Here is a 24346-nt window from a genome sequence, read left to right as displayed (position 1 = left end):
CCATGTACGCGGGTCGGTCGCGGGAGTCGCGGGTCAGTGCCGGGGCGAGCGGCGCCAGGGACCGGTGATGGCGAGCATGATGCCCGGCTCCTGGATATTGGCGAACAGCGTGCGGCCGTCGGGCGAGAACACGACACCCGTGAACTCGCTGTCGTTGAGGTCGTTGCGGGCGATCGGATAGGTGCGTCCGCGCTCCGTCGCGCCGAAGAGATGCTGGATGCCCTCGCCGTCCTCGGCGATGACCAGCCCGCCGTACGGTGAGACGGTGATGTTGTCCGGGCCGTCGAAGGCGCCGTCCTCGCCGGGCTCGGCGTTGACGCCCAGCAGCACCTTGAGCGTCAGCGTGCGGCGCCTCGGGTGGTAGAACCACACCTGGCCGTCGTGCGGCCTGCCCGGGCTCTCGTCACGGGCGTACGAGGAGACGATGTACGCGCCGCCGTCCGCCCACCACATGCCCTCCAGCTTTCTGGCGCGGGTGACGTCCTCGCCGTCGAACTGCTCGCGTACGTCGACGGTCCTGGCGTCCCGGTCGGGCACGTCCACCCAGTCCACGCCGTAGACGGTGCCGAGCTTCGCGGCGCGCGAGAGGTCGTCCACGAACCGGCCGCCGGCGTCGAAGCAGCGCGGCGCCTGGAGGACGCCCGCGTCGTCGGCGAGCCGGCGGAGCTGGCCACGGCCGTGCTTGAAACCGTGCGGCGGGACCCAGCGGTAGAAGAGACCGTTCGGTTCCGAGGCGTCCTCGGTCAGATAGGCGTAGCCGGTACGCGGATCGATGACGACCGCTTCGTGGTCGTAGCGGCCGAAGGCCTTGATGGGCTTGGGATTCCGGTTGGCGCGGCGGTCGTAGGGATCGACCTCGAAGACATAGCCGTGGTCCTTGGTCATCCCGTTCTGGCCCGCCCGGTCGGAGTTCTCCTCGCAGGTGAGCCAGGTGCCCCAGGGAGTGCGTCCGCCGGCGCAGTTGTCGGCCGTACCGGAGATACCGACCCACTCGGCGGTACGACCGTCGCGGTGTGTCTCGACCACGGTGCAGCCGCCGGGCGCGGCCGGATCGTAGACCAGCCCTTCGGTGAGCGGTACCGGGTACTCCACCTCGTCCCTCGGCCCGTCCAGCTCATGGTTGTTGACAAGCAGCGTGACTCCGCGCGGGCCCTCGAAGGTGGCGGTGCCGTCATGGTTGGAGGGCGTGTACTCGCCGGTCTCCAGCTTGGTGACTCCGCTGTGCGTGATCACCTTGTACGAGAATCCGGCCGGCAGCGCGAGCATCCCGCGCGGATCGGGACGCAACGGTCCGTAGCCCGGCTCCAGCGCGGGACCGCTGGCCACCTCCGGGACGTCCTCGGCGGCGAGGGCGCCGGGCGCGGTGGCGAGCGCGCCGGCGGCGCCGGTCAGGATGAAGCCCGCCCCGGTAAGTGCGGATCTTCCGGTGAATTCCCTGCGGGTCAATGACATCGCGGTCTCCTGAAGGGCACAAAGGGGAGGGATACGCTCCCGACGCTCCCGCCCATGGCTGAACGCCGGTTGAACACCGGCCGACATCGAAAGGCCCGCTTCCATGAACCTGCCAACCACCGGCCGCCGTGTCCTCGTCAGCGGCGCGTCCCGAGGCCTGGGCCGCGCCGTCGCCCGAGCCTTCGCCGCCAACGGCGACCGGGTCGCCGTCCACTACGGCAGCCGCGCCGCCGACGCCCGGCTGACCTTGGAGTCCCTGGCCGGTACGGGCCACACACTGCTGGGCGGCGATCTGTCCGACCCGGCCGGCGCCGCACGCGTCGCGGACGAGGCGGCCGAGGCGCTCGGCGGGATCGACGTACTGGTCAACAACGCGGCGGTGAACGAACCGCATCCGCTGCCCTCGACGTCGTACGAGGAGTGGGCGGCGGCCTGGCAGCGCCATATATCGGTCAACCTGCTGGGCACGGCCCTGCTCAGCCACCGCGCCGCGCGCTCCATGATCGACCGCGGTACGGGCGGCCGGATCGTCAACATCGGCTCACGCGGCGCGTTCCGCGGTGAGCCGGACCACCCGGCCTACGGCGCGACCAAGGCGGCCGTCCACGCGCTGGGCCAGTCCCTGGCCGTCTCCCTGGCCCCGTACGGCATCGGCGTCGCCTCCGTGGCCCCGGGCTTCTTCGACACGGAACGCGTCGCGCACCGCCTGACGGGCCCGGAGGGCGAGGCGATCCGCGCGCAGAGCCCGTTCGGCCGGGTGGCCACGGCGGAGGAGATCGCGGAGGCGGTGCTGTGGCTGACGTCGCCGGGGGCGGAGTGGTCGTCGGGCACGATCCTGGACCTGAACGGAGCGTCGCACCTGCGGTGAGCGGGCGTGGTCGGGGTCGGTTGTTGGCGCGGTGCGCCTCCGGCGGGGGTGCGGTGCGCGCCTGCGGCGCGGGGGCCGGTGGTGGGTGCGGGGGCCGGGGCCTCCGGAGGTACATGTCCGGACGGCATGATTTACGCCGCGTGCGGGTCTCGTTGTCATGCGCGGCCCGGCGTGCGGCACAAATCACGCTTTAGTGTCCGAACACGCACCTCCTACGACCCCGACCCCCTCCCGCCGCATGCCGTCTGCGACTCGTGCCGGGCACCCACCAAGCCCGTCCGGCGTTTGAGGACGGAACGGCCAACCCCGGCACCGGGCTCCCAGACGGTGGGGCAAAATCCAGCCCGTCCGGCGATTGAGGACGGAACCGCCCGCCCCGGTGCCGGGTGCCCGCTCGGCAGGGGCCAGGCCGAAAAACCCAGCCCGTCCGGCGATTGAGGACGGAACCGCCCGCCCGCCGGGAGGCGCTACGCGCGGGACCTTGCCTTGAACGCGGCCTTGCGGGCCTCCTTCGACACGCCCCGGTCACGATGCAGGCGCCCCATCGCTTCCAGGACCTCCGCCGTCGCCGGGTGGTCGATTCGCCAGGCCGCGTCGAAGAAGCCTCCGTGGCGGCCGACCAGGCCCTCGACCAGCTCCTGGAGCTCCTCCGGTTCACCCTCCGCGTCGAGCTGCGCCGCGATCGTGTCGATGGCCAGCCAGAAGATCATCGGCTCCGGCGGCGGCGGCACATCGCGTGCGCCCAGTTCGGCGAGCCAGACACGGGCCAGACCGCCCAGTTCCGGGTCGTCCAGCACGTCCCGTACCGCCGACTCGGCCTCCGCGCCGAGCAGGGAGAGCGCCTGCTGGCAGTGGAGGCGGCGCAGTGGCGCGCGCTGGTCGGTGCCGCGCGCGGCGGCCAGCAGTTGGCCCGCCGCGTCGGCCGGCGCGCGGCGGGCCAGCCACTGCTCGGTCTCGGCGCGGGCGGACAGCTCCGGGAAGTGCGCGACGCCGTCCAGCAGCGCGTGCGCGTCCTTGGCCGCGAGATCGCCGACCGCGGGCGCGTCGACTCCCGCCTCCAGCATCCGGGACCTGATCCCGTAGAGCCCAAGCGGCGTCAGCCGGACCATGCCGTAGCGGGCGACGTCCTCCTCGCCGACGGGCAGCGAGGCATCGGCCGCGCCTCCCGCGTCCTCCTCCATCAGCGCCTCGTCCACCGGTACGTACGAGACCAGCCCGACCGGCTCCAGCAGCCGGAACTGGTCGTCCAGCCGCATCATCGCCTCGGAGACCTGCTCCAGGACGTCGTCGGTGGGCTCGCCCATGTCGTCGGGCACGATCATCGACGCGGCAAGGACGGGCAGCGGTACGGGCCCCGACGCGCCGTCCCCGGCGCCGCCGCCGTCCGCAACGGTGAGCAGATAGAGATTGCCGAGCACGCCCTCCAGGAACTCCGCCTCCGACTCCGGGTCCCAGTCGAGCGATTCGAAGTCGATCTCGCCGTCCTCGCCGATCGCCGCGGCCAGATCGTCCAGGACCGGCGCGGTCGCGTCGGCGAACACGACGTCCAGGGCGTCCAGCCAGATCCCGAGGATGTCCTGCGGGGAGCCGGAGGTGAGGAGAGCGAGCTGCTCGCCCGCCGTGACGCGGCCGGTGGTGCCGTCGTCGGCGCCGTCCTCCGTGTCGCCGTCCTCGACCGTCACCAGGCCCGTGTCGACCGCGACGCGCCACGCCTCGCTCGCGTACGCCTCGCCGTCCTCCCGCGACTCCTCGTCCACGAGACCGAGCACCTTCGCCGCCTCGGGGAGCTGCTCGTCGACCAGCTCGCCGCCCGCGCCCACGCGAGTCCCGGGCCCTGCCCAGCGGGCCAGCCGCACGGCTCGGGCGAGCAGTGGCGCGGCCAGCGCGTCCCGCGCCAGTTCCGCGTCCGAGGGCAGTCGTACCGGGGGCACGGTGGGGCGGTCTCCGGTCATCTGGTGGTTCTCCTCGCGGCGTACGGATTCACGGCGGCCCCCAGCGTAGACGCATTTGGACCCATCCCACCCGGTTCATGTACCCGACAGGTGGAGCGGGCCGAGGCACCCTTGACAACTGGCCCGCGCAGCAAGGAGATTACGCGCGTAGAACCAGCCCCGCAGGGCTCTTCCCCAAGTGGCCGGAAACCTTCGTACGAGGGGGCGTCACACCCCGGGAACCGCGGCGGTCCGGCCGTACCCCACATACGGCCGGGCCGCCGCTCTCACCCTGCGGTGAGGCTCAGCACGGGTGTGTACCGCCGCACCGTGCTGCCCATGAGCCCGGCGTAATTCCGCACCCGCCGCCACGCCTCGGTGTCCGAACCGACGCCGTCGCCCGGCGCGGCCAGCGCGTCGATATGCGCCTGCTCGCTCTCCCACTCCGCGTAGTTCAGGACATGTGTCCCGTCCACGCTGATGTGGAAGTGCGCCGAGATCCCGCCGGAGGCCGGGGCCGGCTCGCTGCCGAGCGCCTCGAAGACGGCATCGGCCCAGGCCTTCTGCCGCTCCCTGTCGGGCCCGTCGAACTCCACGTCCACGATCACGACACAGCCCGGAACCCGGCGCTCGCCCGCCGCGCGCTCGCTGCTGCGGTACAGCTCGTACGCGCGCAGCCCGACACGCTCGATCCCGGGCACGGCCGCGTCGATCTCGGCGTTGCGCTCGTCACGGTGGGTGCGGACGAACTCCTCGTACGCCTCCTGGTCGCGCCACTGCGAGTAGTGGAGCAGGGTGCCGCCGTCGTTGCCGGTGAGGACGGAGTACGAGAGCAGCCCGGCGTCCGGCCACTCCCGGCTCCGCCACGCGCGGTCGATGGCCTCGACCGCGGCCCGCAGACGCTCGGGCGTGCCGAGGCGCCAGCGGCTGACCATGACGACACCCACACCCGGGCGGGTGATCTCGGGCAGGGTGGCGGACCGCACGGACATGGTGGTACCTCCTCGGTGGCGCACCCCCGCGGTGCGCCCTCGCCACCATGCTCGAAGATGAAGTGCGGTTGAGGTCAACAGACCGCCCTCGTCGTCCCGCCCCGTCGCGGCCGACGCCCGGTCATGACTCCCGCCCGGTCACGGACCCGCCGTCCCGTCACGGACCCGTCCGGTCATGGCTCCCGTCAGACCACGACGTCGAACCATGGCCGCCGCGTGGTCGCCCAGTGCGCCACCCAGCCGGCGAACCCGTCCCCCGCGGTGGTGTGGCCGAACGCCGCCCCGAACGGCGCCGCGCCCACATCGCTGATATTCCAGATCCGGCCGCGCTGCGGGCCCGTGACCACGAGATGCCAGTACATCCCGCAGCCGTCCGCGCCCAGCACCACGCTCCCGTGGTTGCAGACCTCGTCGATGAGCGGTTCGATCTCCTCGTACGGCCGTGGATCGTCCTCCCACACCCACGCCTCGGTGAGCGGGAAGGGTTTCGACAGCACCCGCTGTGTCTGCGCGCATCCCCAGTCGGCGGGCACTGCCGCCACGGGTATCAGCCCGTCGACATCGGCCGGGCCCTCGCTGCATCCGTCGCAGATCTCGGCGACCAGCGTGCGGTACGGCTCGGGCAGGACGATTCCCTGCTCGCGCTCGAAGGCGAGCACCGCGTCCCAGCCCAGCGGCGGCAAACACTGCTCCGCCGGGAAGGCCGCGCGCAGCGCGTCGAGTTCACCCCGGTCGGCCGCGCCTGAATCGCCCGCCTCCCGGTCCGCCGAGCCTCGGTCGCCCGCGCCTCGGTCGGCCAAATCCGCTTCGCCCATGTCTGCTTCGCCCCGGTGGGCGTTTTTGTTCTCCATGTTCTCCATGCCCTCCATGTCCCCTATTGGACCAGCACCCACTGACAGTCCGGCCCCTGCTACCCCGAAGCTCCCTCCGGCACGCTGTTGTTCGGAGCACCGTCGCCCACCGGAGGCAGATCGCCTCGTTCGACCGGCGATGCCGGAGCCGTCTGTTCCGGCAGGAGCGCGTCGAGTTCGGCGTCCGTGGCAGGGCGCGCGGACTCCGCCGCGCGCCGCAGCGTCTCGCGGTCCACCGTCGCCCGCTCGGCGCTGAGCCGTACGACATGGCCGTCCACCTCGGTCACCCGGATCAGCTCGATCACCGACTGCATATACCGGGCGCGCGCCTCCAGTTCGGCACGGTCGGCCGAGGCGTCGGCGTGCGCCCTCTCGGTTCCGCAGGCAGCGGACGTGAGGGCAAGGGCCGGTAACAGCAGAAGCAGCGGACGGCGCAGAGTACGCATCATGGGAGCATCCTGCCGCATCCCGAACGGACGGCCGATCACTGTTCGATGCCGATATACGAACGCCGAACGGCCGACAGCGGAATACTGCCAACGGCAGACCCGGACCGCTCAGTTCGGACGCGGGGCCGGTCCGGTGGCCCATGCCGTGACGTCCAGTCCGTCCGACGTACCGACATCGACCGGCAGAGGCAGCGTGCTCCGCTCCTCGCCCGCCGCCGCGGCGACCACCACATAGGCGCCGCTGTCGTGGGCCGCCGTGTCGGTGATCCGGTTGTTCCAGTGCAGCACCGACCGCACGGACTCCCCCGGCGCCAGCGTGAGCGGCTTCGGTCCCTGGTCCCTGGAGGCGTCCGTGTACGCGTTCCCATGGGTCAGCTTGAGCGCGAGCGGCTCACGGTCCTCGTCCAGGACGCCGATCTCGGGATAGCCGTTGACGCGGTAGGGCTTCTTTCCGCAGTTCATCAGCTCGATCTCGACGGCCCGATGACCCATGGCGGCGTCCACCGGCCCATGCCCGAAGGAGACGCCCGAGGCGAGACAGGGCCCCGGTCCGGTGGCCTCCCAGGGCCGGGGACCTGGCTCCTCGGTGGGGCGCGGGTCGGCCGGCGCTCGGTACGACGGTGCCGCGGGCGCCGGAGACGACGAGAGCGACAGGGACGGTGAGGGTGACGGAGACAACGGCCCGGGGTGCGCGCGTCGCTCCGCGTCGATCTCGTTCCGGATGTCGGAGCATCCGCCGACCACCGCCGCCAGCACCAGCGCGCCCACCGCCGCCACGGTGGAACGGCGTATTCGCGCCATACGATCCCCTCCCCGGACGGGCCCGTCGGCCTCCCTCGTTCAGCGCTGCCGCCCGGGCCCTGCCGTCCGCGTTCTGGGCTCAGTTGTGGCTGTGGAGCACATCGTTGAGACCGCCCCAGACCGCGTTGTTCGGACGGGCCTCGACCGCGCCGGTGACCGAGTTGCGGCGGAAGAGGATATTGCTCGCGCCGGACAGCTCACGCGCCTTGACGATCTGGCCGTCGGGCATCGTGACGCGCGTACCGGCCGTGACATACAGCCCGGCCTCGACCACACACTCGTCGCCCAGGGCGATCCCGACTCCCGCCTCCGCGCCGATCAGACAGCGCTCGCCGATCACGATGCGCTCCTTGCCGCCGCCGGAGAGCGTGCCCATGGTGGAGGCGCCGCCGCCGATGTCGGAGCCGTCGCCGATGACGACGCCCGCGGAGATCCGTCCCTCGACCATGGAGGTGCCGAGAGTGCCCGCGTTGAAGTTGACGAAGCCCTCGTGCATCACGGTCGTGCCCTCGGCGAGATGCGCGCCGAGCCGTACGCGGTCGGCGTCGGCGATCCGGACGCCCTTGGGCGCCACGTAGTCCGTCATCCGCGGGAACTTGTCGACCGAGGTCACCTGGAGGTGCAGTCCCTCGGCGCGCGCGTTGAGCCGTACCGTCTCCAGCGCGTCGACGGCGACCGGACCGAGCGAGGTCCAGGCGACATTGGCGAGCAGCCCGAAGAGGCCGTCCAGGCTCTGGCCGTGCGGCTGGACCAGCCGGTGGCTGAGCAGGTGCAGCCGCAGATACGCGTCATGGGCGTCCAGCGGCTTGTCGTCGAGCGAGGAGATGACCGTACGGACGGCGACGACCTCGACTCCGCGGCGCGGGTCGGGCCCGACGGCCTTGGCCGCGCCCTCGCCGAGCAGCTCCACGGCGCGCTCGGCGGTCAGCCGCTCGGTGCCGGCCGGTCCGGGCTCCGCGACGAGCTCGGGAGCGGGAAACCAGGTGTCCAGGACGGTGCCGTCCTCGGTGAGGGTGGCGAGACCGGCGGCGACGGCGCCGGTGGTACGGGAAGAAGACGTGTCGGTCATGCTCAGAACCTAACGTTTTCGACGGCACACGGGCGAACCGGTCTCAGGTGCCGGGCGCGTACCTCGGCGCCGCGCCTCAGGGCCGTACGCCCAGGTCAGCTCAGCCGGTTGTCGTCGGTGCGGGCCGCCGCGTGGTCGATGTCGTCCTCCGCGCGCGGCAGCGGGCGGTGTCCCTCGGAGTGATGGTTGACCCAGCCGCAGACACCGCAGCTGTAACGGCCGTCGAGCCCGGCGATCAGAGTTCCGCACTGCCGGCACTCCGCGTAGGTGATCTCGGGCCCCTGGGAGGGATGGCTCATCGGATCAACCTACCGTCGGCCGTCGCCGGGACAACCGCCGACGCCAGGTGAAAGCCCTGCTCATGGGATCAGCCGCGTCACGGGATTCATGGGATCAGCCGCGCCATCATCTCGCGCGCGTACTCCTCGTCGTACACCGCGTCCGTGAGCAGCACCTGGAGACAGATCCCGTCCAGCAGCGCGACCAGCGCCCGCGCGGTGACGGGATCGATCCGCCGGGACAGCACCTCGGCGACCGCGACGCACCACTCCGCCGCGACCGGGCGCAGCGCGGGCCGCCGCAGCGCCGCGAGATACAGCTCGTACTCCAGCTCCACTCCCGTGCGCTCCCCGGCGAGCCACTCGCCGGTGAACCGCGCCAGCTCAGCGGCGACATCGCACTCCGGATCCGCGAGGGCACCGCTCTCCCGGATGGCGGCGGCGAAGCTCTCGTTGGCCTGGCGCAGCGCGGCGATCAGCAGTTCGTCGAGGGAGGCGAAGTGATACGTGGTGGAGCCGAGCGGCACATCGGCCTCGGCGGCGACGGTGCGATGGCTGAGCCCCGCGATACCGGCGCGCCCGACCACCCGGATCGCCGCGTCGATGATGCGCTGGCGCCGTTCGGGATCGTAACGCCGGGTCATCCGTGGGCTCCTCCCAGATTGAGCACGAGGACGCCCGCGACCACGAGGGCGATACCCGCCAGTCTGGCCGCGTTCACGGACTCGTTCATGAAGACCATGCCGATGACGGCGATGGCCGCCGTGCCCGCGCCGGACCAGATCGCGTAGGCGGTGCCGACGGACAGGGTCTTGAGCGTCTGCGCGAGCAGCGTGAAGGCGAGCAGATACCCGGCCACGGTGATCAGTGAGGGCCAGAGCCGCGTGAAGCCCTCGCTGTACTTCATGGCCGTCGTACCGGCCACCTCCGCCGCTATCGCCGCGGCCAGCAGTCCATATCCCATGCGTACGAGTGTACGCATCGATACGTACGCGCGTACGTAAACTGCCTGGCCAATCTCCATGCGCGGCGGATACGGTGTGCCGTCCGCTGGGACGAGAACGAATGGGTGGGGTCGTGACGCAGGGCATGGGACAGGACGGAAACAGTCCACACGGGAACGGTCCGCAGGGCGGGGGTCCATACGGTGGCGGGCCGTACGGCGGCGGGCCGCAAGATCCGTACGGGAACGGACCGTACGGCTGGGGCGGCTGGACACCGCCTCCCGCGCCTCCCAAGCCCGGAGTGATCCCGCTCGCGCCACTCGGTCTCGGCGACATACTGGGCGGCGCCTTCGCCACCATGGGCCGCTACTGGAAGCCGCTCTTCGGGCTGGCCGCCCTGATGTACGGCGCCGCCGCCCTCGCGGTCGGAGCCGCGCTGGCGGTCGCGTACGGCGCGGTCGGCGACCATCTGCACCGCTTTGTCGACGCGGCCTACGACGCCGAACCGTCCTGGAACGACCTCCGGCCGCTGCTGATCGCCTACGGCTGTGTCTGGGCCCTCGGGATGCTGGCGCTGCTGGCCGCCAACTCGCTGGTCCAGGCGGCCTGTCCGGCGATAGTCCAGAACGCGGTCCTCGGCCGGCGGACCACTCTGCGCGAGACCTGGCGGCGCGCCTCGGTGCGCGCGCCCGCGGTGCTGGGCGCGGCGGTCCTGAGCTGGCTGATCGCCCTCGTACCGCTGGCACTGTTCACGGCGGCGTTCACCACCGCGCTGTTCTCACTCGCCACACTGGGCGAATTGAGCCGGGCCGCCTGGCTGGTCCCGGTCGGCTTCCTGGGCACGCTGGCGCTCGCGCCCGCGGCGATCTGGCTCTGGGTCCGCTTCAGCCTGGCACCCGCCGTCGCCGTGATCGAATCCCGTGGCCCGATAACGGCCATGACCCGCTCGGCGCATCTGGTGCGCGGCGCCTGGTGGCGGATCTTCGGCATCTCTCTGCTGGCCTTCGTCATGGCGGCCTTCGCCGGAGTGGTCTTCCAGCAACTCATCAACACACTCGGCCTGTTCCCCGGCCTGCTCAGCACGGGCAACAACAGCGACGACCTCGCCGCAGGACCGGTCCTCGTCGCCCTCGTCAGCTATGTGGCACTGTCCATGGTCGGCCAACTCATCAGCCAGATCGTCGCGACGACCTTCCCTCAGCTCGTACTGAACCTGCTCTACGTGGACCAACGCATCCGCACCGAAAACCTGGCCCCCACCCTCACCGAAGCGGCAGCCGCAACCACCCCGCCGGCCTGACGCATTCCTTGATGCCAGGGCTTCCGTGTATCGCGGGCGTATCGAAAATCGCATACGCCACCGCAACAGCCCTCCGTCTCCAATGAGGGCCATGAACCACAACGCATCCCTGTCAGCACCGCCCCGCCGCACGCGCGGGATCGTGCTTCTCGGCCTGGCGGTCCTCGGCATGGCGAGCGCCGTGTTCGTCATGCGGCGGCCACTCATGATGTCCGCTCCGATGTGTATGGCCGGGCGGTGGCACGGCTGCTTCGACACGTTCAACGGTGTGGTGCTCATGACGTTGGTCGCGCTGCCGTTGGCCGCGCTGGCGGTGTGGGCTCTGGCGCGCGGTCGGCATGCCGCCGGCGTCACATCGGCGTGGCGGATGTCGCTGGCCGAGGTGGGCATGGTTTACGGGACGGTACCGTTCCTGTGGCTGACGATGATGCCGGGCGGCGGGGCCGGCACCGTCCCCGCGCGGGTGAGCCTCGTACCGCTGCGGGACCTGGTCACGATGGGGCCGCTCGGGATCGTCGGCAACCTGCTGGTCTTCGCGGCGCTGGGGTTCTTCGCCCCGATGCGGTTCGCGGCGCTGGCGTCCGTGCCGCGGATCCTGGCGCTCGGGGCGGGCTGCTCGGTCCTGGTCGAAACCGCACAGTACGTTCTGCGGCTGGACCGGGTGTCCTCCGTGGACGACGTACTGGTCAACGCCGCCGGCGCCGTACTGGCCGCACTGGCGTCGCGCCGCTGGTGGCGCACTACGGCGCAAGCCCCGTCGGACCGGCCTCGCCCCGTGCCGGCGCCGGCGCCGGCAGGCTGAGCCGCGTGTCCGGTGTGCACCCGTCTTTGCACACGTCCTTGCATACGTCTTCACGTACGTCTTTGCATACGTCGGCGATATGTTGTGCTGCTTACGCTTCGGACATGCGCGTACTGATCGTGGAGGACGAGCCCTACCTGGCCGAAGCCGTCCGTGACGGTCTGCGGCTGGAGGCGATCGCCGCCGACATCGCCGGCGACGGCGACTCCGCCCTGGAACTGCTCGGCGTCAACTCCTACGACCTCGCGGTCCTCGACCGCGACATCCCCGGCCCCTCCGGCGACGAGGTCGCCCGGCGCATCGTCGCCTCCGGCAGCGGCATCCCGATCCTCATGCTCACCGCTGCCGACCGGATCGACGACAAGGCTTCCGGGTTCGGGCTCGGCGCCGACGACTACCTCACCAAACCGTTCGAGCTGCGGGAGCTCGTCCTGCGGCTGAGGGCGCTCGACCGCAGACGCGCGTACGCCCGGCCCCCGGTCCGCGAGATCGCGGGCCTGCGGCTCGATCCCTTCCGCCGGGAGGTCTTCCGCGACGGACGCCATGTCGCGCTCACCCGTAAACAGTTCGCCGTGCTGGAAGTCCTCGTCGCCGCCGAGGGCGGGGTCGTCAGCGCCGAAGAGCTGCTGGAACGGGCCTGGGACGAGAACGCCGACCCCCTCACCAACGCCGTGCGCATCACCGTCTCCGCACTGCGCAAACGGCTCGGCGAACCATGGATCATCGCCACGGTGCCCGGCGTCGGCTACCGGATCGACACCGGTATGGACACCATCGCCCCCGGCAGGGACACCACCGGCCCCGGCAGTACGCGTGCATAGGCGACGCCCAGGGCTCAGCGCCCGGCTGAAACTCACCCTCAGCTATGCCGGATTCCTCGCCGTCGCCGGTGCTCTCCTGCTGGCCGTGGTGTGGGTGTTCCTGCTGCGCTACGTACCCGACAACTCCAAGGGCCTGCTCGGGATCTCGCCCAACCGCTACCTCCTTGTGCACACCTTCGCCCCCGCCGCAGCCGTGGCGATGGTCTTCCTGCTCGTGTTCGGCCTCCTGGGGGGATGGATCCTCGCCGGCCGGATGCTCGCACCACTCACCCAGATCACGGAAGCGGCACGGATGGCCGGGAACGGGTCGCTGTCCCACCGGATCCGAGTGAAGGGCCGCCAGGACGAATTCCGTGAACTCTCCGACGCGTTCGACTCGATGCTCGAACAACTTGAGTCCCACGTCGCCGAGCAGCAGAGGTTCGCCGCGAACGCCTCCCACGAACTGCGCACCCCGCTGGCGATCTCGCGGACGCTCCTCGACGTCGCCCGCAAGGACCCCACGCGGGACCGGGGCGAACTCATCGAACGCCTGCACGCTGTCAATACGCGGGCGATCGACCTCACCGAGGCGCTCCTGCTGCTCAGCCGCGGCGACCGCGGAAACTTCACCCGCGAGAGCGTCGACCTCTCCCTCATCGCCGAAGAAGCCGCCGAAACGCTGCTTCCCCTCGCCGAACAGCGCCGGATCACGCTCGATGTCACCGGCGCGGCAGCCCGGACCAGCGGCTCCGCGGAGCTCCTGCTGCGGATGGTGATGAACCTCGTCCAGAACGCCATCGTCCACAACCTCCCCGCCGGCGGCACCGTGACGGTCCACACCGAGGCGCACGGCGACACGAGCGTGCTGCGGGCCGAGAACACGGGCCGTCGGCTCCCACCGGAACTGGTACCGACCCTCACCGAACCCTTCCAGCGCGGAACGGAACGCGTACGCACCGACGAACACGCCGGCGTCGGCCTCGGCCTGGCCATCGTGCACAGCATCGTCCGCGCCCACGACGGAACCCTCGACCTCGTCCCCCGCCCCGCCGGCGGTCTCCTCGTCACGGTCCGGCTTCCCGGCACGCCGTAGGCACCGTCCCCGAACAGGGCTCACCAGGACAGCCTTTGGGCCCGTGCCGTCACCCAGCGGTCACGAGGCCGCCTACGCGGGCAGCGCGCCGCTCTGTGCCGCCTTGCGGTGCCGCGCGGACAGGCGGGAGCCGGACTCGCGGCGGGCGGCACGGCGCAGGAGGGGCACCGCGAGGAGGAACCCGAGGACCGCCCAGGCCGTCAGGACCAGGGCGACCATGGGCAGTTCCCAGGAGCCGGCCGCCTCGGCGGTCCGAGCCGTGTCGGGAAGCAGCGCCGAACGCAGGCCCTGTGCCATCCACTTGAGCGGGAAGGCCGAGGCCACCTGCTGGACCGGCACCGGCAGCGAGGTGATCGGGAACACCGTTCCGGAGGTGAACAGGAGCCCCATCGTCGGCAGCATGATCAACGCCAGCGCCTCGCGGGGGTTGGGCAGTACCGCTCCTATGGCCGCGCCCAGCGGTACGACGGCGAGCAGCCCGAGCGCGGTGACCCACAGCAGCGTCAGCCAGTTGGCAGGACCGTGCGGCAGCGGCCCGTCCACCAGCAGCGCCGCGGCAGCCAGGAGCAGAGCCAGGGTGGCGACCGCCACGACGACCACCAGCAGGCACTTGGCGACGAGGTAGGCCGGTATCCCGCCGGGCGTGGCGCGCAGCCGCAGCAGGGCGCCCTCCTCCCGCTCGGTCACGAGCATCTGCGGAAGGTTGATCAGTCCGATCTGGAACAGCAGGTAGGCGGCGAAGCCCGCCAGCACCAGATGGGCCATCGGCGTCCGGGTGCCGGGCACGTCGTCGCTGACGTAGGCGGCGACGAGCAGCGCGACGACCACGTTGGTCAGATGGCCGGACATCTCCTTGCCGTTGCGCAGGAGGTGCCGCAGCTCGATACCGCCGCGCTGGAGCCCGGCACGCCAGCCGTTCGACATGGGTGTTCTCATGGGCGTGTTCCTCATGCGGCCTGTGCCTCCTCGTCCGCGTCGCCATCCGTATCCGTGCCGCCGGCCTCCCGGTGCACCATGTGCAGGTATGTGTCCTCCAGCGTCGGGCGGCGGACCTCCAGACCGGCGATCGGGCCGTCCGCGTGCCGGTGGAGTTCCCAGACCAGCCGTGAGGGGTCCTCGGTGCGTTCGCGGCGGGACGTCCCGTCGTCGGCCGTCCAGCGGACCTCGGCCCGGGCGGCGGCCCGCCGGGCCAGTTCCGCGGGCGTGCCGCAGGCCCGGATCCGGCCGCCGACCAGCATGGCGATCCGGTCGGCGAGCCGCTCGGCCTCCACCAGGTCATGGGTGGTGAGCAGGACGGTGACGCCCTCGTCGCGGGCCAGCCGTTCGACCAGGACGTGGAACTCGTGCCGCGCCTCCGGGTCGAAGCCGGTGGTCGGCTCGTCCAGGAAGAGGAGTTCGGGACGGCCGACGATGCCGAGCGCGACGTCCAGCCGCCGGCGCTGCCCGCCGGACAGCCGGTCCACCTGCCGGCCGGCCTGGTCGGTGAGGCCGACCAGGGCCAGCAGTCCGGCCGGGTCGCGCGGGTCGGGGTAGTACATGGCGAAGTGCGTCAGCAGCTCGGCGACCCGCCAGCGGCGGTGGTCGCGCCAGGACTGCAGGACCAGTCCGATCCGGCCGCGCCACGCGTCGTCGCCCCGCTCCGGGTCCGTACCGAGGACGCTCACCTCACCGGCGGAACGCCGCCGGAAGCCCTCCAGGATTTCGACGGTGGTGGTCTTCCCGGCGCCGTTGGGTCCGAGCAGCGCGAAGACCTCGCCGCGGTGGATGTCCAGGTCGACGCCGTGGAGGACGTCGACGTCGCCGTACGACATCGTCACGTCGCGCGCGTGGACGACGGGCTGGGCGTGTGTGTGCTTCGGCGTCATCGTCCTGCCCCCGAGTGGTATCGCGGTGATGGTGTTTCGGTCGCCGCCGGAGGACCGGCGCCCTCGACGATCGCCCGGAGCGCCGCGACGTGCCCCTCGAAGGCGGTACGGCCGCGGTCCGTCAGCCGTACCCTGGTGCGCCGCTTGCGGCCGCCGCCGTCCTTGTGGAGCTCCAGATATCCGGCCTCCTCCAGGGTGTGCAGCTGTTTGGACAGCGCGGAGTCGCTGAGCGAGAGGCTGTCTCGGACGAACGCGAAGTCCGCCCATTCGGTGGCGGCGAGCAGCGCGACCACCGACAGCCGGGTGGCGGGATGGATCAGCTCGTCGAAGCCGGCGGGAATGCTCATCGGTCCGCCCTCGCGCCTGCGGCCTGTGTGCCGCGGTCCCGCGCCGACCCGGCCGCCCAGCGGCTCGTCGGCCCGACGAACAGCACGAACACCGTCGCCGAGACCGTGGCCTGGATCAGACCGGCGGACATCGGCTCCAGCGAATCGACCAGACGGCCGGACAGCAGGGTCGTCCCGCCGGTCACCACCGCTCCCGAGACGAAGGTGCCGAGCATCCGCCGGGAGTACCGGGTGTGATGCAGGCGCACCCGGCTCCGGCGGTTGTGGAGCACGACCAGCACACTCAGCAGCGCGACGTACGCGGTGAGGACCAGCCCCACGCCCCACCCGGGCAGGTCCAGGCCCAGACCGGCCAGGAAGAGCCACATCAGCACGGCCGTGCCCCAGGTGGTGCCCCAGCCGCCCGCAGCGGACCGCTCGACCTCGTCGTACACCCGCTCCTGCGGCACTCGGATGCGCTGTAGGTCTCTCCATGCCTGTTCGGCATCCACCGGCGTGCTCATGTCCCTTGCCCTCCCGTCCCCGCTTTACTTTCCTACCAGGAAAGTACCTTTGGCTTTCCTCATAGGCAAGTCGGCGGTTCGCCGGCACCGGCAGGAACGGATCCAGCGACGCAGAAGCCCCATGACCCGGTCCTCGGGTCATGGGGCCTGTAGTGCATCCGCCCGGCGCGGCGCGGGCGGTCAGACGTTGAAGCCCAGTGCGCGGAGCTGTTCGCGGCCGTCGTCGGTGATCTTGTCCGGGCCCCATGGCGGCATCCAGACCCAATTGATCTTGAGTTCGCTGACGATGCCGTCCGTCGCCGCCTTCGCCTGGTCCTCGATCACATCGGTCAGCGGACACGCCGCCGACGTCAGAGTCATGTCCAGCGTCGCGTTGTTGGAATCGTCGATGTGGATGCCGTAGATCAGGCCGAGGTTGACGACATCGATGCCCAGCTCCGGGTCGACCACGTCGTACAGCGCCTCGCGGACCTCGTCCTCCGAGGCCGGCTTGATCGTCAGGGTCTCGTTCTCGCTCATGCCGTCTCCTTCGTCGCACGGTCGCCCAGGGCCTGGGCCGTCGCGTCCTTCCACGCCATCCAGCTCAGCAGGGCGCACTTGACGCGGGCCGGGTACTTGGAGACACCGGCGAACGCGATCGCGTCCTCCAGCAGTTCCTCCATCGCGTCGTCCGGCTCCAGCTGGCCCTTGGAGTGCATCAGCTCCAGGAAGGTGCCCTGGATCTTGTGCGCCGCGGCCAGCTCCTTGCCCACCAGCAGGTCGTTCAGCACGGATGCGCTGGCCTGGCTGATGGAGCAGCCCTGGCCCTCGTACGAGACATCCGCGATCCGCGAACCTTCGTACCGCACACGCAGCGTGATCTCGTCACCGCAGGTCGGGTTCACGTGGTGCACTTCGGCGTCGCCGTCCCGGAGACCGCGCCCGTGCGGGTGCTTGTAGTGGTCCAGGATGACGTCCTGGTACATCGAATCCAGCTTCACGGACAGCCTCTCAGTCCTCAGTCCTCATCCGAAGAATTGACGGACGTGCTCCAGGCCCTCGACCAGGGCGTCGACCTCGGCCGGAGTGGAGTACAGATAGAAAGACGCCCGCGTGGTCGCGGGAATTCCGTACCGCAGGCAGACCGGCCGGGCGCAGTGGTGGCCGACCCGGACGGCGATGCCCTGCTCGTCGAGGACCTGGCCCACATCGTGCGGATGGATGTCGCCGAGCGTGAAGGAGATCGTGGCGCCGCGGTCCTCGGCCGTCGCCGGACCGATGATCCGCAGGTCCGGGACCTCCAGCAGCCGCTTCACCGCGTATTCGGTGATCGCGTGCTCATGCGCGGTGATCCGCTCCATACCGATCGCGGAGAGATAGTCCACGGCCGCGCCGAGCCCGACGGCCTGCGCGATCGGCGGCGTACCCGCCTCGAACTTGTGCGGCGCGGGCGCGTACGTCGAGGAGTGCATCGAGACGGTCTCGATCATCTCGCCGCCGCCGAGGAACGGAGGCAGATCCTCCAGCAGCTCCTGACGGCCCCAGAGCACACCGATCCCGGTCGGTCCGACCATCTTGTGACCGGTGAACGCCACGAAGTCGGCCTGGAGCGCCTGGACGTCCAGCACCTGGTGCGGAGCGGCCTGCGAGGCATCGATGCAGACCAGCGCACCGACCTCCTGGGCCCGGCGGACTATCGCCTCGACCGGATTCTGGGTGCCCAGGATGTTGGAGACCAGCACAAAGGAGACGATCTTGGTCTTCTCGGTGATGATCCGGTCGATGTCCGAGAGATCGAGACGGCCGTCGTCGGTGATGCCGAACCACTTCAGCTTCGCGCCCGTACGCTGCGACAGAAGCTGCCACGGCACGATGTTGGAGTGGTGCTCCATCTCCGTGATGACGATCTCGGTCTCGTGGTCCACCCGGTAGGGCTCGTCCGCCCAGCCGAGCATATTGGCCACGAGGTTCAGCGACTCCGACGCGTTCTTGGTGAAGATCACCTCGTCGCGGCTGGGAGCGTTGATGAAGGCGGCGACCTTGTCGCGCGCGCCCTCGTACAGCGCCGTGGCCTCCTCGGCGATGGTGTACACGCCTCGGTGGACATTCGCGTTGTGCCGCTCGTAGTACTCGTTGAGCGCGTCGAGCACCTGGCGCGGCTTCTGCGAGGTCGCCGCGGAGTCCAGGTACACCAGCTTCTTGCCGTCGTGGATCACCCGGTCGAGGATCGGGAAATCCTTGCGGATCGCCTCGTCCAGCAGGCGGTCCGAGGCGGTGAGGTCTGATGCGGTGAGGTCTGATGCGGTGAGAAGGCCCGGCAGTTCTGTCACGCGGGTACGCCACCCTTCACATATGCCTCGTAGCCCTCTTCCTCCAGCTTGTCGGCCAGTTCCGCGCCGCCGGACTCGGCGATACGGCCCTGGGCGAAGACATGTACGAAGTCGGGCTTGATGTAGCGGAGAATCCGCGTGTAGTGCGTGATCAGCAGCGTGCCGACCTCGCCGGTCTCGCGGACGCGGTTGACGCCCTCCGAGACGACCCGCAGCGCGTCGACGTCGAGGCCGGAGTCGGTCTCGTCCAGGATCGCGATGCTCGGCTTGAGCAGTTCGAGCTGGAGGATCTCGTGGCGCTTCTTCTCACCGCCGGAGAAGCCCTCGTTCAGATTGCGCTCGGCGAAGGCCGGGTCCATCTGGAGACGCTCCATGGTCTCCCGGACCTCCTTCACCCAGGTGCGCAGCTTGGGGGCCTCGCCGCGTACGGCGGTGGCGGAGGTACGCAGGAAGTTGGAGACGGAGACACCGGGCACCTCGACGGGATACTGCATCGCGAGGAAGATCCCGGCGCGGGCGCGCTCGTCGACGGTCATCGCGAGGACGTCCTCGCCGTCCAGCGTCACGGTGCCGCTGGTGATCGTGTACTTCGGGTGGCCCGCGAGGGAGTACGCGAGCGTCGACTTGCCGGAGCCGTTGGGGCCCATGATGGCGTGCGTCTCGCCCTGCTTGACGGTCAGGTCGACGCCCTTGAGGATCTCGCGGGGGCCGGCCTCGGCCTCGACGGAGACGTGCAGGTCGTGGATTTCAAGCGTTGCCATGGGTGCCTCAGGACTCCTGTGTGACGGAGACGAGCACATCGTCCCCTTCGATCTTTACGGGGTATACGGGGACGGGGCGCGTCGCGGGCAGACCGGACGGCTTGCCGGTACGGAGGTCGAAGCTGGAGCCGTGCAGCCAGCACTCGATCATGCAGTCCTCGACCTCGCCCTCCGAGAGCGAGACATTCGCGTGCGAGCAGATGTCGTTGATCGCGAACACCTCGCCTCCGGTACGGACGACGGAGACGGGCGTGCCGTCGAGTTCCACCCGCTTCGGGGTGTCCTCCTCCAGCTCGTCCAGACCGCAGACACGGACGAAAGCCATCAGACTGACGCCTCCAGCTCCGCCTCGATCTTGGTCATCAGCCGCTCCTCGACATCCGGCAGACCGATCTTCTGGACCAGCTCGGCGAAGAAGCCGCGGACCACCAGCCGGCGGGCCTCGGTCTCCGGGATACCGCGGGCCATCAGATAGAAGAGCTGCTCGTCATCGAAACGGCCGGTGGCCGAGGCATGACCCGCGCCGACGATCTCACCGGTCTCGATCTCCAGATTCGGCACCGAGTCGACCCGCGCGCCGTCCGTGAGGACCAGGTTGCGGTTCATCTCGTAGGTGTCGGTGCCCACGGCCGAGGACCGGATCAGTACGTCACCGATCCAGACGGCGTGTGCGTCGGTGCCCTGGAGCGCGCCCTTGTAAGCGGCGTTGGACTTGCAGTGCGGCGCGTTGTGGTCCACGAAGAGCCGGTGCTCCTGGTGCTGGCCGCGGTCGGTGAAGTACAGGCCGAACAGCTCGGACTCACCGCCCGGCGCCGCGTACCGCACCTGAGGCGTGAGCCGTACGACATCGCCGCCGAAGGTGACCACCACGGACTTGAAGGACGCGTCCCGGCCGACCAGCGCGTTGTGCTGGGCGACATGGACGGCCTTCTCGTCCCAGTCCTGGAGCGAGACGACGGTCAGCTTGGCACCGTCGCCGAGGAGATAGTCGACATTGGCCGCGAGCACGGCGTCGCCGGTGTGGTCGATGACGACGACCGCCTCGGCGAAGGCGCCCAGCTCGACAATCTGATGGCCGTAGGAGGTACCGCCCTCGCCGTGGACGGCGATCCTGATCGGCTCGCTCAGCACGGTCTCCTTCGGCACCGAGACGACCGAGGCCTTCTCGAACGAGGAGAACGCCTGGGCGGCGACCCGGTCCACCGGCGTACCGGCCTTGCCGATCCGCGGGTCGTCACGGCCGACGGTCTCGACCACGACGCCGTCGGGCGCGGTCACCTCGACCGTGACGCCGTCCGCCGCGACGGCGGTGCCGTCGTGCAGCCCACGCAACCGCTCCAGCGGCGTGAACCGCCACTCCTCCTCACGGCCGTGCGGGACGGGAAAGTCCGCCACGTCGTAGGAAGGGGGCGCGCTCATGCGCGTGGCGACGGTCGACTCGGCGGCCACCGCGATCGAACCGGCGGTGGTGGAACCCGCCGGAATGTTCTGAGCCTCAGCCATGGCTGTCGTCGTGCTCTCTCTCTGCCTCTGCGTAAGGAATAACGGTCACCGGCCGAGCTGCCGGTCTGGCGTGGATCAGCCGACGGAGCCTTCCATCTGGAGCTCGATCAGCCGGTTCAGCTCCAGCGCGTACTCCATCGGCAGTTCCTTGGCGATCGGCTCGACAAAGCCGCGCACGATCATCGCCATCGCCTCGAACTCGGAGAGACCGCGGCTCATCAGATAGAAGAGCTGGTCCTCGGAGACCTTGGAGACGGTCGCCTCGTGGCCCATGGACACGTCGTCCTCACGGACGTCCACATACGGATACGTGTCGGAGCGGGAGATGGTGTCCACCAGCAGCGCGTCACAGAGCACATTGGACTTGGAGCCCGCGGCGCCCTCGCCGATCTCGATCAGACCACGGTAGGAGGTACGGCCGCCACCGCGCGCCACCGACTTGGAGACGATGTTGGACGAGGTGTTGGGGGCCATGTGGACCATCTTGGCGCCGGCGTCCTGGTGCTGGCCCTCGCCCGCGAAGGCGATGGACAGCGTCTCGCCCTTGGCGTGCTCGCCCATCAGATAGACGGCCGGGTACTTCATGGTCACCTTGGAGCCGATGTTTCCGTCGACCCACTCCATCGTCGCGCCCTCGTAGGCGACGGCGCGCTTGGTGACCAGGTTGTACACATTGTTCGACCAGTTCTGGATGGTCGTGTAGCGGCAGCGCCCGCCCTTCTTGACGATGATCTCGACCACGGCGCTGTGCAGCGAATCCGAGGAGTAGATCGGCGCCGTACAGCCCTCGACGTAGTGGACGTAGGCGTCCTCGTCGACGATGATCAGCGTCCGCTCGAACTGGCCCATGTTCTCCGTGTTGATACGGAAGTAGGCCTGGAGCGGGATGTCGACGCGCACGCCCTTCGGCACATAGATGAACGATCCGCCGGACCACACGGCCGTGTTCAGCGAGGCGAACTTGTTGTCACCGACCGGGATGACCGTGCCGAAGTACTCCTGGAAGAGCTCCGGGTGCTCCTTCAGCGCGGTGTCGGTGTCCAGGAAGATGACGCCCTGCTCCTCCAGGTCCTCACGGATCTGGTGGTAGACGACCTCGGACTCGTACTGCGCGGCGACACCCGCGACGAGGCGCTGCTTCTCCGCCTCCGGGATACCGAGCTTGTCGTACGTGTTCTTGATGTCCTCGGGCAGTTCCTCCCAGGAAGCGGCCTGCTTCTCGGTGGACCGTACGAAGTACTTGATGTTGTCGAAGTCGATGCCCGACAGATCCGAGCCCCAGCTCGGCATGGGCTTCTTGTCGAACAGGCGCAGGCCCTTGAGCCGCAGCTTCAGCATCCACTCCGGCTCGTTCTTCTTCTCCGAGATGTCGCGGACGACAGCCTCGGAGAGTCCGCGCTTGGCCGCGGCGCCCGCGGCGTCGGAGTCGGCCCAGCCGAATTCGTACGTACCCAGACCTTCGAGCTCGGGGTGGGCGGTCTCCGTGGGGAGCGTCATTCGGGGTTCCTCCCGGCTGTGCTTTCGGATGCGTGGTTTGTGGTCTCTTGGGTGGCGGTGGCGCGGGGGATGAACGTCGTACAGACACCGTCGCCGTGCGCGATGGTGGCCAGCCGCTGCACATGGGTGCCGAGCAGCTGGGAGAAGGACTCCGTCTCCGCCTCGCAGAGCTGCGGGAACTGCTCGGCGACATGGGCGACCGGGCAGTGGTGCTGGCAGAGCTGCTCGCCCTGCTGGTTGGGCGCGCTACGCGCCGTAGCAGCGTACCCGTCGGCGCTCAGTGCCCTGGCGAGGGCCTCGGTGCGCTTGTCGGGCTCGGCCGACTCGACCGCCGAGCGATAGGCCTCGGACTGGTCGGCGAGCCGGGCCCGGGCGAAGGCCGCCACGGCCGCCTCGCCGAGTGCGCCGCCGCCCGCGGCCCGCGCGATCCAGCGCAGGGCGTCGGCGGCGAGTTCGTCGTACGACTGGTCGAAGGCGTCCCTGCCGCAGTCGGTCAGGGCGAAGACCTTGGCCGGCCTGCCGCGCCCGCGCGAGCCGTAGACACGCTGCTCGCGCGGCTCCACGACGGCATCGGCGGCCAGGGCGTCGAGATGACGGCGGACGGCGGCCTGGGTGAGCCCGAGGCGCCCGGCCAGTTCGGAGACCGTGGAGGGGCCGTGGTCCAGGATGGAGCGCGCGACCCGGTTGCGAGTGGAGTGCTCACCGGTCGCGAGTTCCTCCTGGGAAGCCTCGCCGACGTATTTCACAACGCCATTGTTGCGTAATTCCGGCGGCACTGACAACCACGGTCCGCAGCGGCCGGCGGTGCGCTTTATCACTTAGGGTTACCTAACAAGCCACCGTCCTGCCGTACGGGACAAGGGTTTCCGGCCCCCTGAGGGCCCCTTTCGGCCCCGCGGGCCGGGCCTCGGCCGACACTGCATACACTTCCCGCCATGCACAGCAGCTTCCCGGGTGGCTCCCTGTCCGACCGCGGTCCCGCCGCGGGCCCGGCCCCCGGAGAGCCCGTGGTCGAGGTCCATGGCCTGGTCAAGCGGTACGGCGCCAAGACCGCGGTGGACGGTCTCGATCTGGTGGTGCGCGCCGGTACGGTCACCGCCGTGCTCGGTCCCAACGGCGCGGGCAAGACCACCACCGTCGAGATCTGCGAGGGCTACCGCCGGGCCGACGCCGGAACCGTACGCGTCCTCGGTCTCGATCCCGTCACCGAGGCGGCCCGGCTCCGCCCGCGCATCGGTGTGATGCTCCAGTCCGGCGGCGTGTACTCCGGCGCGCGCGCCGACGAGATGCTCCGCCATATGGCCCGGCTGCACGCACGTCCGCTCGATGTGGACACGCTGATCGAACGCCTCGGCCTCGGCGACTGCGGCCGTACTCCCTACCGCCGGCTCTCCGGCGGCCAGCAGCAGCGGCTCGCACTGGCTCTGGCCGTCGTCGGGCGCCCGGAGCTGGTCTTCCTGGACGAGCCGACCGCTGGGCTCGATCCGCAGGCCCGCCGCTCCACCTGGGAGCTCGTCCGCGAACTGCGCGCCGACGGCGTCACCGCCGTACTGACCACGCACTTCATGGACGAGGCCGAGGAACTGGCCGACCATGTCGTGATCATCGACGCGGGCCGGGTGATCGCCCAGGGCAGCCCGGAGGAGCTGTGCCGAGGCGGCGCCGAGAACACGCTGCGCTTCACCGGACGCCCGGGACTGGACCTCGGCTCCCTGCTGAAGGCGCTGCCCGACGGCACCGCCGCCGCCGAGCTGACCTCGGGCGCGTACCGGATCAGCGGCTCCGTCGATCCGCAGCTTCTCGCCACGGTGGCTTCCTGGTGCGCGCAGCACGGTGTGATGCCGGACGGGATCGCCGTCGAGCGGCACACGCTGGAGGACGTCTTCCTCGAACTGACCGGCAAGGAGCTGCGTTCATGACCGCCGATA

General features: G+C 70.2%; 28 protein-coding genes. 6 read left to right on the top strand and 22 right to left on the bottom strand.

Annotation, left to right across the window (positions count from 1 at the left end; translation table 11 throughout):
- Positions 1–33 precede the first annotated feature (33 nt).
- On the bottom strand, positions 34–1452 hold the full coding sequence (locus tag ACFV6H_RS14145) for an alkaline phosphatase PhoX (RefSeq protein ID WP_385541458.1): 1419 nt from the start codon (positions 1450–1452) through the stop codon (positions 34–36).
- 103 nt (positions 1453–1555) lie between these two features.
- Here ACFV6H_RS14145 and ACFV6H_RS14140 point away from each other — a divergent pair, with 103 nt between their 5' ends.
- A complete protein-coding gene (locus ACFV6H_RS14140) occupies positions 1556–2320 on the top strand; it encodes an SDR family NAD(P)-dependent oxidoreductase (protein WP_385541456.1) in 765 nt (254 codons plus the stop codon).
- 467 nt (positions 2321–2787) lie between these two features.
- Here the strand turns inward: ACFV6H_RS14140 and ACFV6H_RS14135 are convergent, their stop codons facing one another.
- From ACFV6H_RS14135 to ACFV6H_RS14095, 9 genes are all read right to left on the bottom strand, one after another.
- Positions 2788–4272 carry a hypothetical protein gene (locus ACFV6H_RS14135; RefSeq protein WP_385541453.1) on the bottom strand — a complete coding sequence of 495 codons (1485 nt, stop codon included), beginning with the start codon at positions 4270–4272 and terminating at the stop codon, positions 2788–2790.
- A 266-nt stretch (positions 4273–4538) separates the two neighbouring features.
- Positions 4539–5243 carry an antibiotic biosynthesis monooxygenase gene (locus ACFV6H_RS14130; RefSeq protein ID WP_385541451.1) on the bottom strand — a complete coding sequence of 235 codons (705 nt, stop codon included), beginning with the start codon at positions 5241–5243 and terminating at the stop codon, positions 4539–4541.
- Positions 5244–5428: 185 nt separating this feature from the next.
- The gene (locus ACFV6H_RS14125; protein ID WP_385541449.1) at positions 5429–6112 is read right to left on the bottom strand and encodes an SMI1/KNR4 family protein; all 684 of its coding nucleotides are present in this window, start codon (positions 6110–6112) and stop codon (positions 5429–5431) included.
- Between the two features lie 41 nt (positions 6113–6153).
- A complete protein-coding gene (locus ACFV6H_RS14120) occupies positions 6154–6543 on the bottom strand; it encodes a hypothetical protein (protein WP_385541447.1) in 390 nt (129 codons plus the stop codon).
- Positions 6544–6651: 108 nt separating this feature from the next.
- Positions 6652–7344 (bottom strand): DUF4232 domain-containing protein, encoded by a 693-nt coding sequence (locus ACFV6H_RS14115; protein ID WP_385541445.1) that lies wholly within the window; start codon positions 7342–7344, stop codon positions 6652–6654.
- 79 nt (positions 7345–7423) lie between these two features.
- The gene (dapD, locus tag ACFV6H_RS14110) at positions 7424–8413 is read right to left on the bottom strand and encodes a 2,3,4,5-tetrahydropyridine-2,6-dicarboxylate N-succinyltransferase (protein WP_385541443.1); all 990 of its coding nucleotides are present in this window, start codon (positions 8411–8413) and stop codon (positions 7424–7426) included.
- A 95-nt stretch (positions 8414–8508) separates the two neighbouring features.
- On the bottom strand, positions 8509–8712 hold the full coding sequence (locus tag ACFV6H_RS14105; RefSeq protein ID WP_384986893.1) for a hypothetical protein: 204 nt from the start codon (positions 8710–8712) through the stop codon (positions 8509–8511).
- Positions 8713–8798: 86 nt separating this feature from the next.
- Positions 8799–9335, bottom strand: coding sequence for a TetR/AcrR family transcriptional regulator (locus ACFV6H_RS14100; protein WP_093588948.1), 537 nt, complete (start codon positions 9333–9335; stop codon positions 8799–8801).
- The gene (locus ACFV6H_RS14095; RefSeq protein ID WP_385541440.1) at positions 9332–9655 is read right to left on the bottom strand and encodes a DMT family transporter; all 324 of its coding nucleotides are present in this window, start codon (positions 9653–9655) and stop codon (positions 9332–9334) included. The genes ACFV6H_RS14100 and ACFV6H_RS14095 overlap by 4 nt, the downstream gene beginning before the upstream one ends.
- Positions 9656–9936: 281 nt before the next feature.
- Here ACFV6H_RS14095 and ACFV6H_RS14090 point away from each other — a divergent pair, with 281 nt between their 5' ends.
- The 4 genes from ACFV6H_RS14090 (at position 9937) to ACFV6H_RS14075 (ending at position 13633) form a co-directional block, all read left to right on the top strand.
- A complete protein-coding gene (locus ACFV6H_RS14090; RefSeq protein WP_385541438.1) occupies positions 9937–10935 on the top strand; it encodes an oxidoreductase in 999 nt (332 codons plus the stop codon).
- 91 nt (positions 10936–11026) lie between these two features.
- A complete protein-coding gene (locus ACFV6H_RS14085) occupies positions 11027–11737 on the top strand; it encodes a VanZ family protein (RefSeq protein ID WP_385541436.1) in 711 nt (236 codons plus the stop codon).
- Between the two features lie 104 nt (positions 11738–11841).
- Positions 11842–12558 carry a response regulator transcription factor gene (locus tag ACFV6H_RS14080; RefSeq protein WP_385541434.1) on the top strand — a complete coding sequence of 239 codons (717 nt, stop codon included), beginning with the start codon at positions 11842–11844 and terminating at the stop codon, positions 12556–12558.
- Positions 12551–13633, top strand: a complete 1083-nt coding sequence (locus tag ACFV6H_RS14075) for a sensor histidine kinase (RefSeq protein WP_385541432.1) — start codon at positions 12551–12553, stop codon at positions 13631–13633. Before ACFV6H_RS14080 ends, ACFV6H_RS14075 begins: the two co-directional genes overlap by 8 nt.
- Positions 13634–13705: 72 nt before the next feature.
- Here the strand turns inward: ACFV6H_RS14075 and ACFV6H_RS14070 are convergent, their stop codons facing one another.
- The 12 genes from ACFV6H_RS14070 to ACFV6H_RS14015 form a co-directional block, all read right to left on the bottom strand.
- On the bottom strand, positions 13706–14557 hold the full coding sequence (locus ACFV6H_RS14070; protein WP_385541632.1) for an ABC transporter permease: 852 nt from the start codon (positions 14555–14557) through the stop codon (positions 13706–13708).
- Between the two features lie 23 nt (positions 14558–14580).
- Positions 14581–15498 (bottom strand): ABC transporter ATP-binding protein, encoded by a 918-nt coding sequence (locus tag ACFV6H_RS14065; protein WP_385541430.1) that lies wholly within the window; start codon positions 15496–15498, stop codon positions 14581–14583.
- A complete protein-coding gene (locus ACFV6H_RS14060) occupies positions 15495–15845 on the bottom strand; it encodes a transcriptional regulator (protein ID WP_385541428.1) in 351 nt (116 codons plus the stop codon). Before ACFV6H_RS14060 ends, ACFV6H_RS14065 begins: the two co-directional genes overlap by 4 nt.
- Complete coding sequence (locus ACFV6H_RS14055; RefSeq protein ID WP_385541426.1) at positions 15842–16348, bottom strand: hypothetical protein; 507 nt, start codon at positions 16346–16348, stop codon at positions 15842–15844. Before ACFV6H_RS14055 ends, ACFV6H_RS14060 begins: the two co-directional genes overlap by 4 nt.
- Before the next feature lie 180 nt (positions 16349–16528).
- Positions 16529–16867 (bottom strand): metal-sulfur cluster assembly factor, encoded by a 339-nt coding sequence (locus ACFV6H_RS14050; protein ID WP_093589444.1) that lies wholly within the window; start codon positions 16865–16867, stop codon positions 16529–16531.
- Entirely contained in the window at positions 16864–17328 is a 465-nt protein-coding gene (sufU, locus tag ACFV6H_RS14045) for a Fe-S cluster assembly sulfur transfer protein SufU (RefSeq protein ID WP_385541423.1), read from the bottom strand. The genes ACFV6H_RS14050 and sufU overlap by 4 nt, the downstream gene beginning before the upstream one ends.
- A gap of 24 nt (positions 17329–17352) precedes the next feature.
- On the bottom strand, positions 17353–18648 hold the full coding sequence (locus ACFV6H_RS14040; RefSeq protein ID WP_385541630.1) for a cysteine desulfurase: 1296 nt from the start codon (positions 18646–18648) through the stop codon (positions 17353–17355).
- Between the two features lie 5 nt (positions 18649–18653).
- Positions 18654–19418 (bottom strand): Fe-S cluster assembly ATPase SufC, encoded by a 765-nt coding sequence (gene sufC / locus ACFV6H_RS14035; RefSeq protein WP_384781926.1) that lies wholly within the window; start codon positions 19416–19418, stop codon positions 18654–18656.
- A gap of 7 nt (positions 19419–19425) precedes the next feature.
- Positions 19426–19743, bottom strand: coding sequence for a bifunctional 3-phenylpropionate/cinnamic acid dioxygenase ferredoxin subunit (locus ACFV6H_RS14030; protein WP_066950228.1), 318 nt, complete (start codon positions 19741–19743; stop codon positions 19426–19428).
- Complete coding sequence (sufD, locus tag ACFV6H_RS14025; RefSeq protein ID WP_384979515.1) at positions 19743–20921, bottom strand: Fe-S cluster assembly protein SufD; 1179 nt, start codon at positions 20919–20921, stop codon at positions 19743–19745. Before sufD ends, ACFV6H_RS14030 begins: the two co-directional genes overlap by 1 nt.
- A 75-nt stretch (positions 20922–20996) precedes the next feature.
- Positions 20997–22418: a Fe-S cluster assembly protein SufB gene (gene sufB / locus ACFV6H_RS14020; protein WP_384979518.1), complete on the bottom strand. Its 1422-nt coding sequence runs from the start codon at positions 22416–22418 to the stop codon at positions 20997–20999.
- Positions 22415–23164 (bottom strand): helix-turn-helix transcriptional regulator, encoded by a 750-nt coding sequence (locus ACFV6H_RS14015; protein ID WP_385541420.1) that lies wholly within the window; start codon positions 23162–23164, stop codon positions 22415–22417. Before ACFV6H_RS14015 ends, sufB begins: the two co-directional genes overlap by 4 nt.
- A 189-nt stretch (positions 23165–23353) precedes the next feature.
- Between ACFV6H_RS14015 and ACFV6H_RS14010 the strand changes: the two genes are divergently transcribed.
- Entirely contained in the window at positions 23354–24337 is a 984-nt protein-coding gene (locus tag ACFV6H_RS14010) for an ABC transporter ATP-binding protein (protein WP_385541418.1), read from the top strand.
- The last annotated feature ends 9 nt before the right edge of the window (positions 24338–24346 follow it).

Origin of the sequence: Streptomyces sp. NPDC059743 (assembly GCF_042732975.1) — a bacterium.
Taxonomy (GTDB): Bacteria; Actinomycetota; Actinomycetes; order Streptomycetales; family Streptomycetaceae; genus Streptomyces.
Note: the sequence above shows the minus strand (reverse complement) of the source record. Positions and strands in the feature narration are given on the sequence as shown.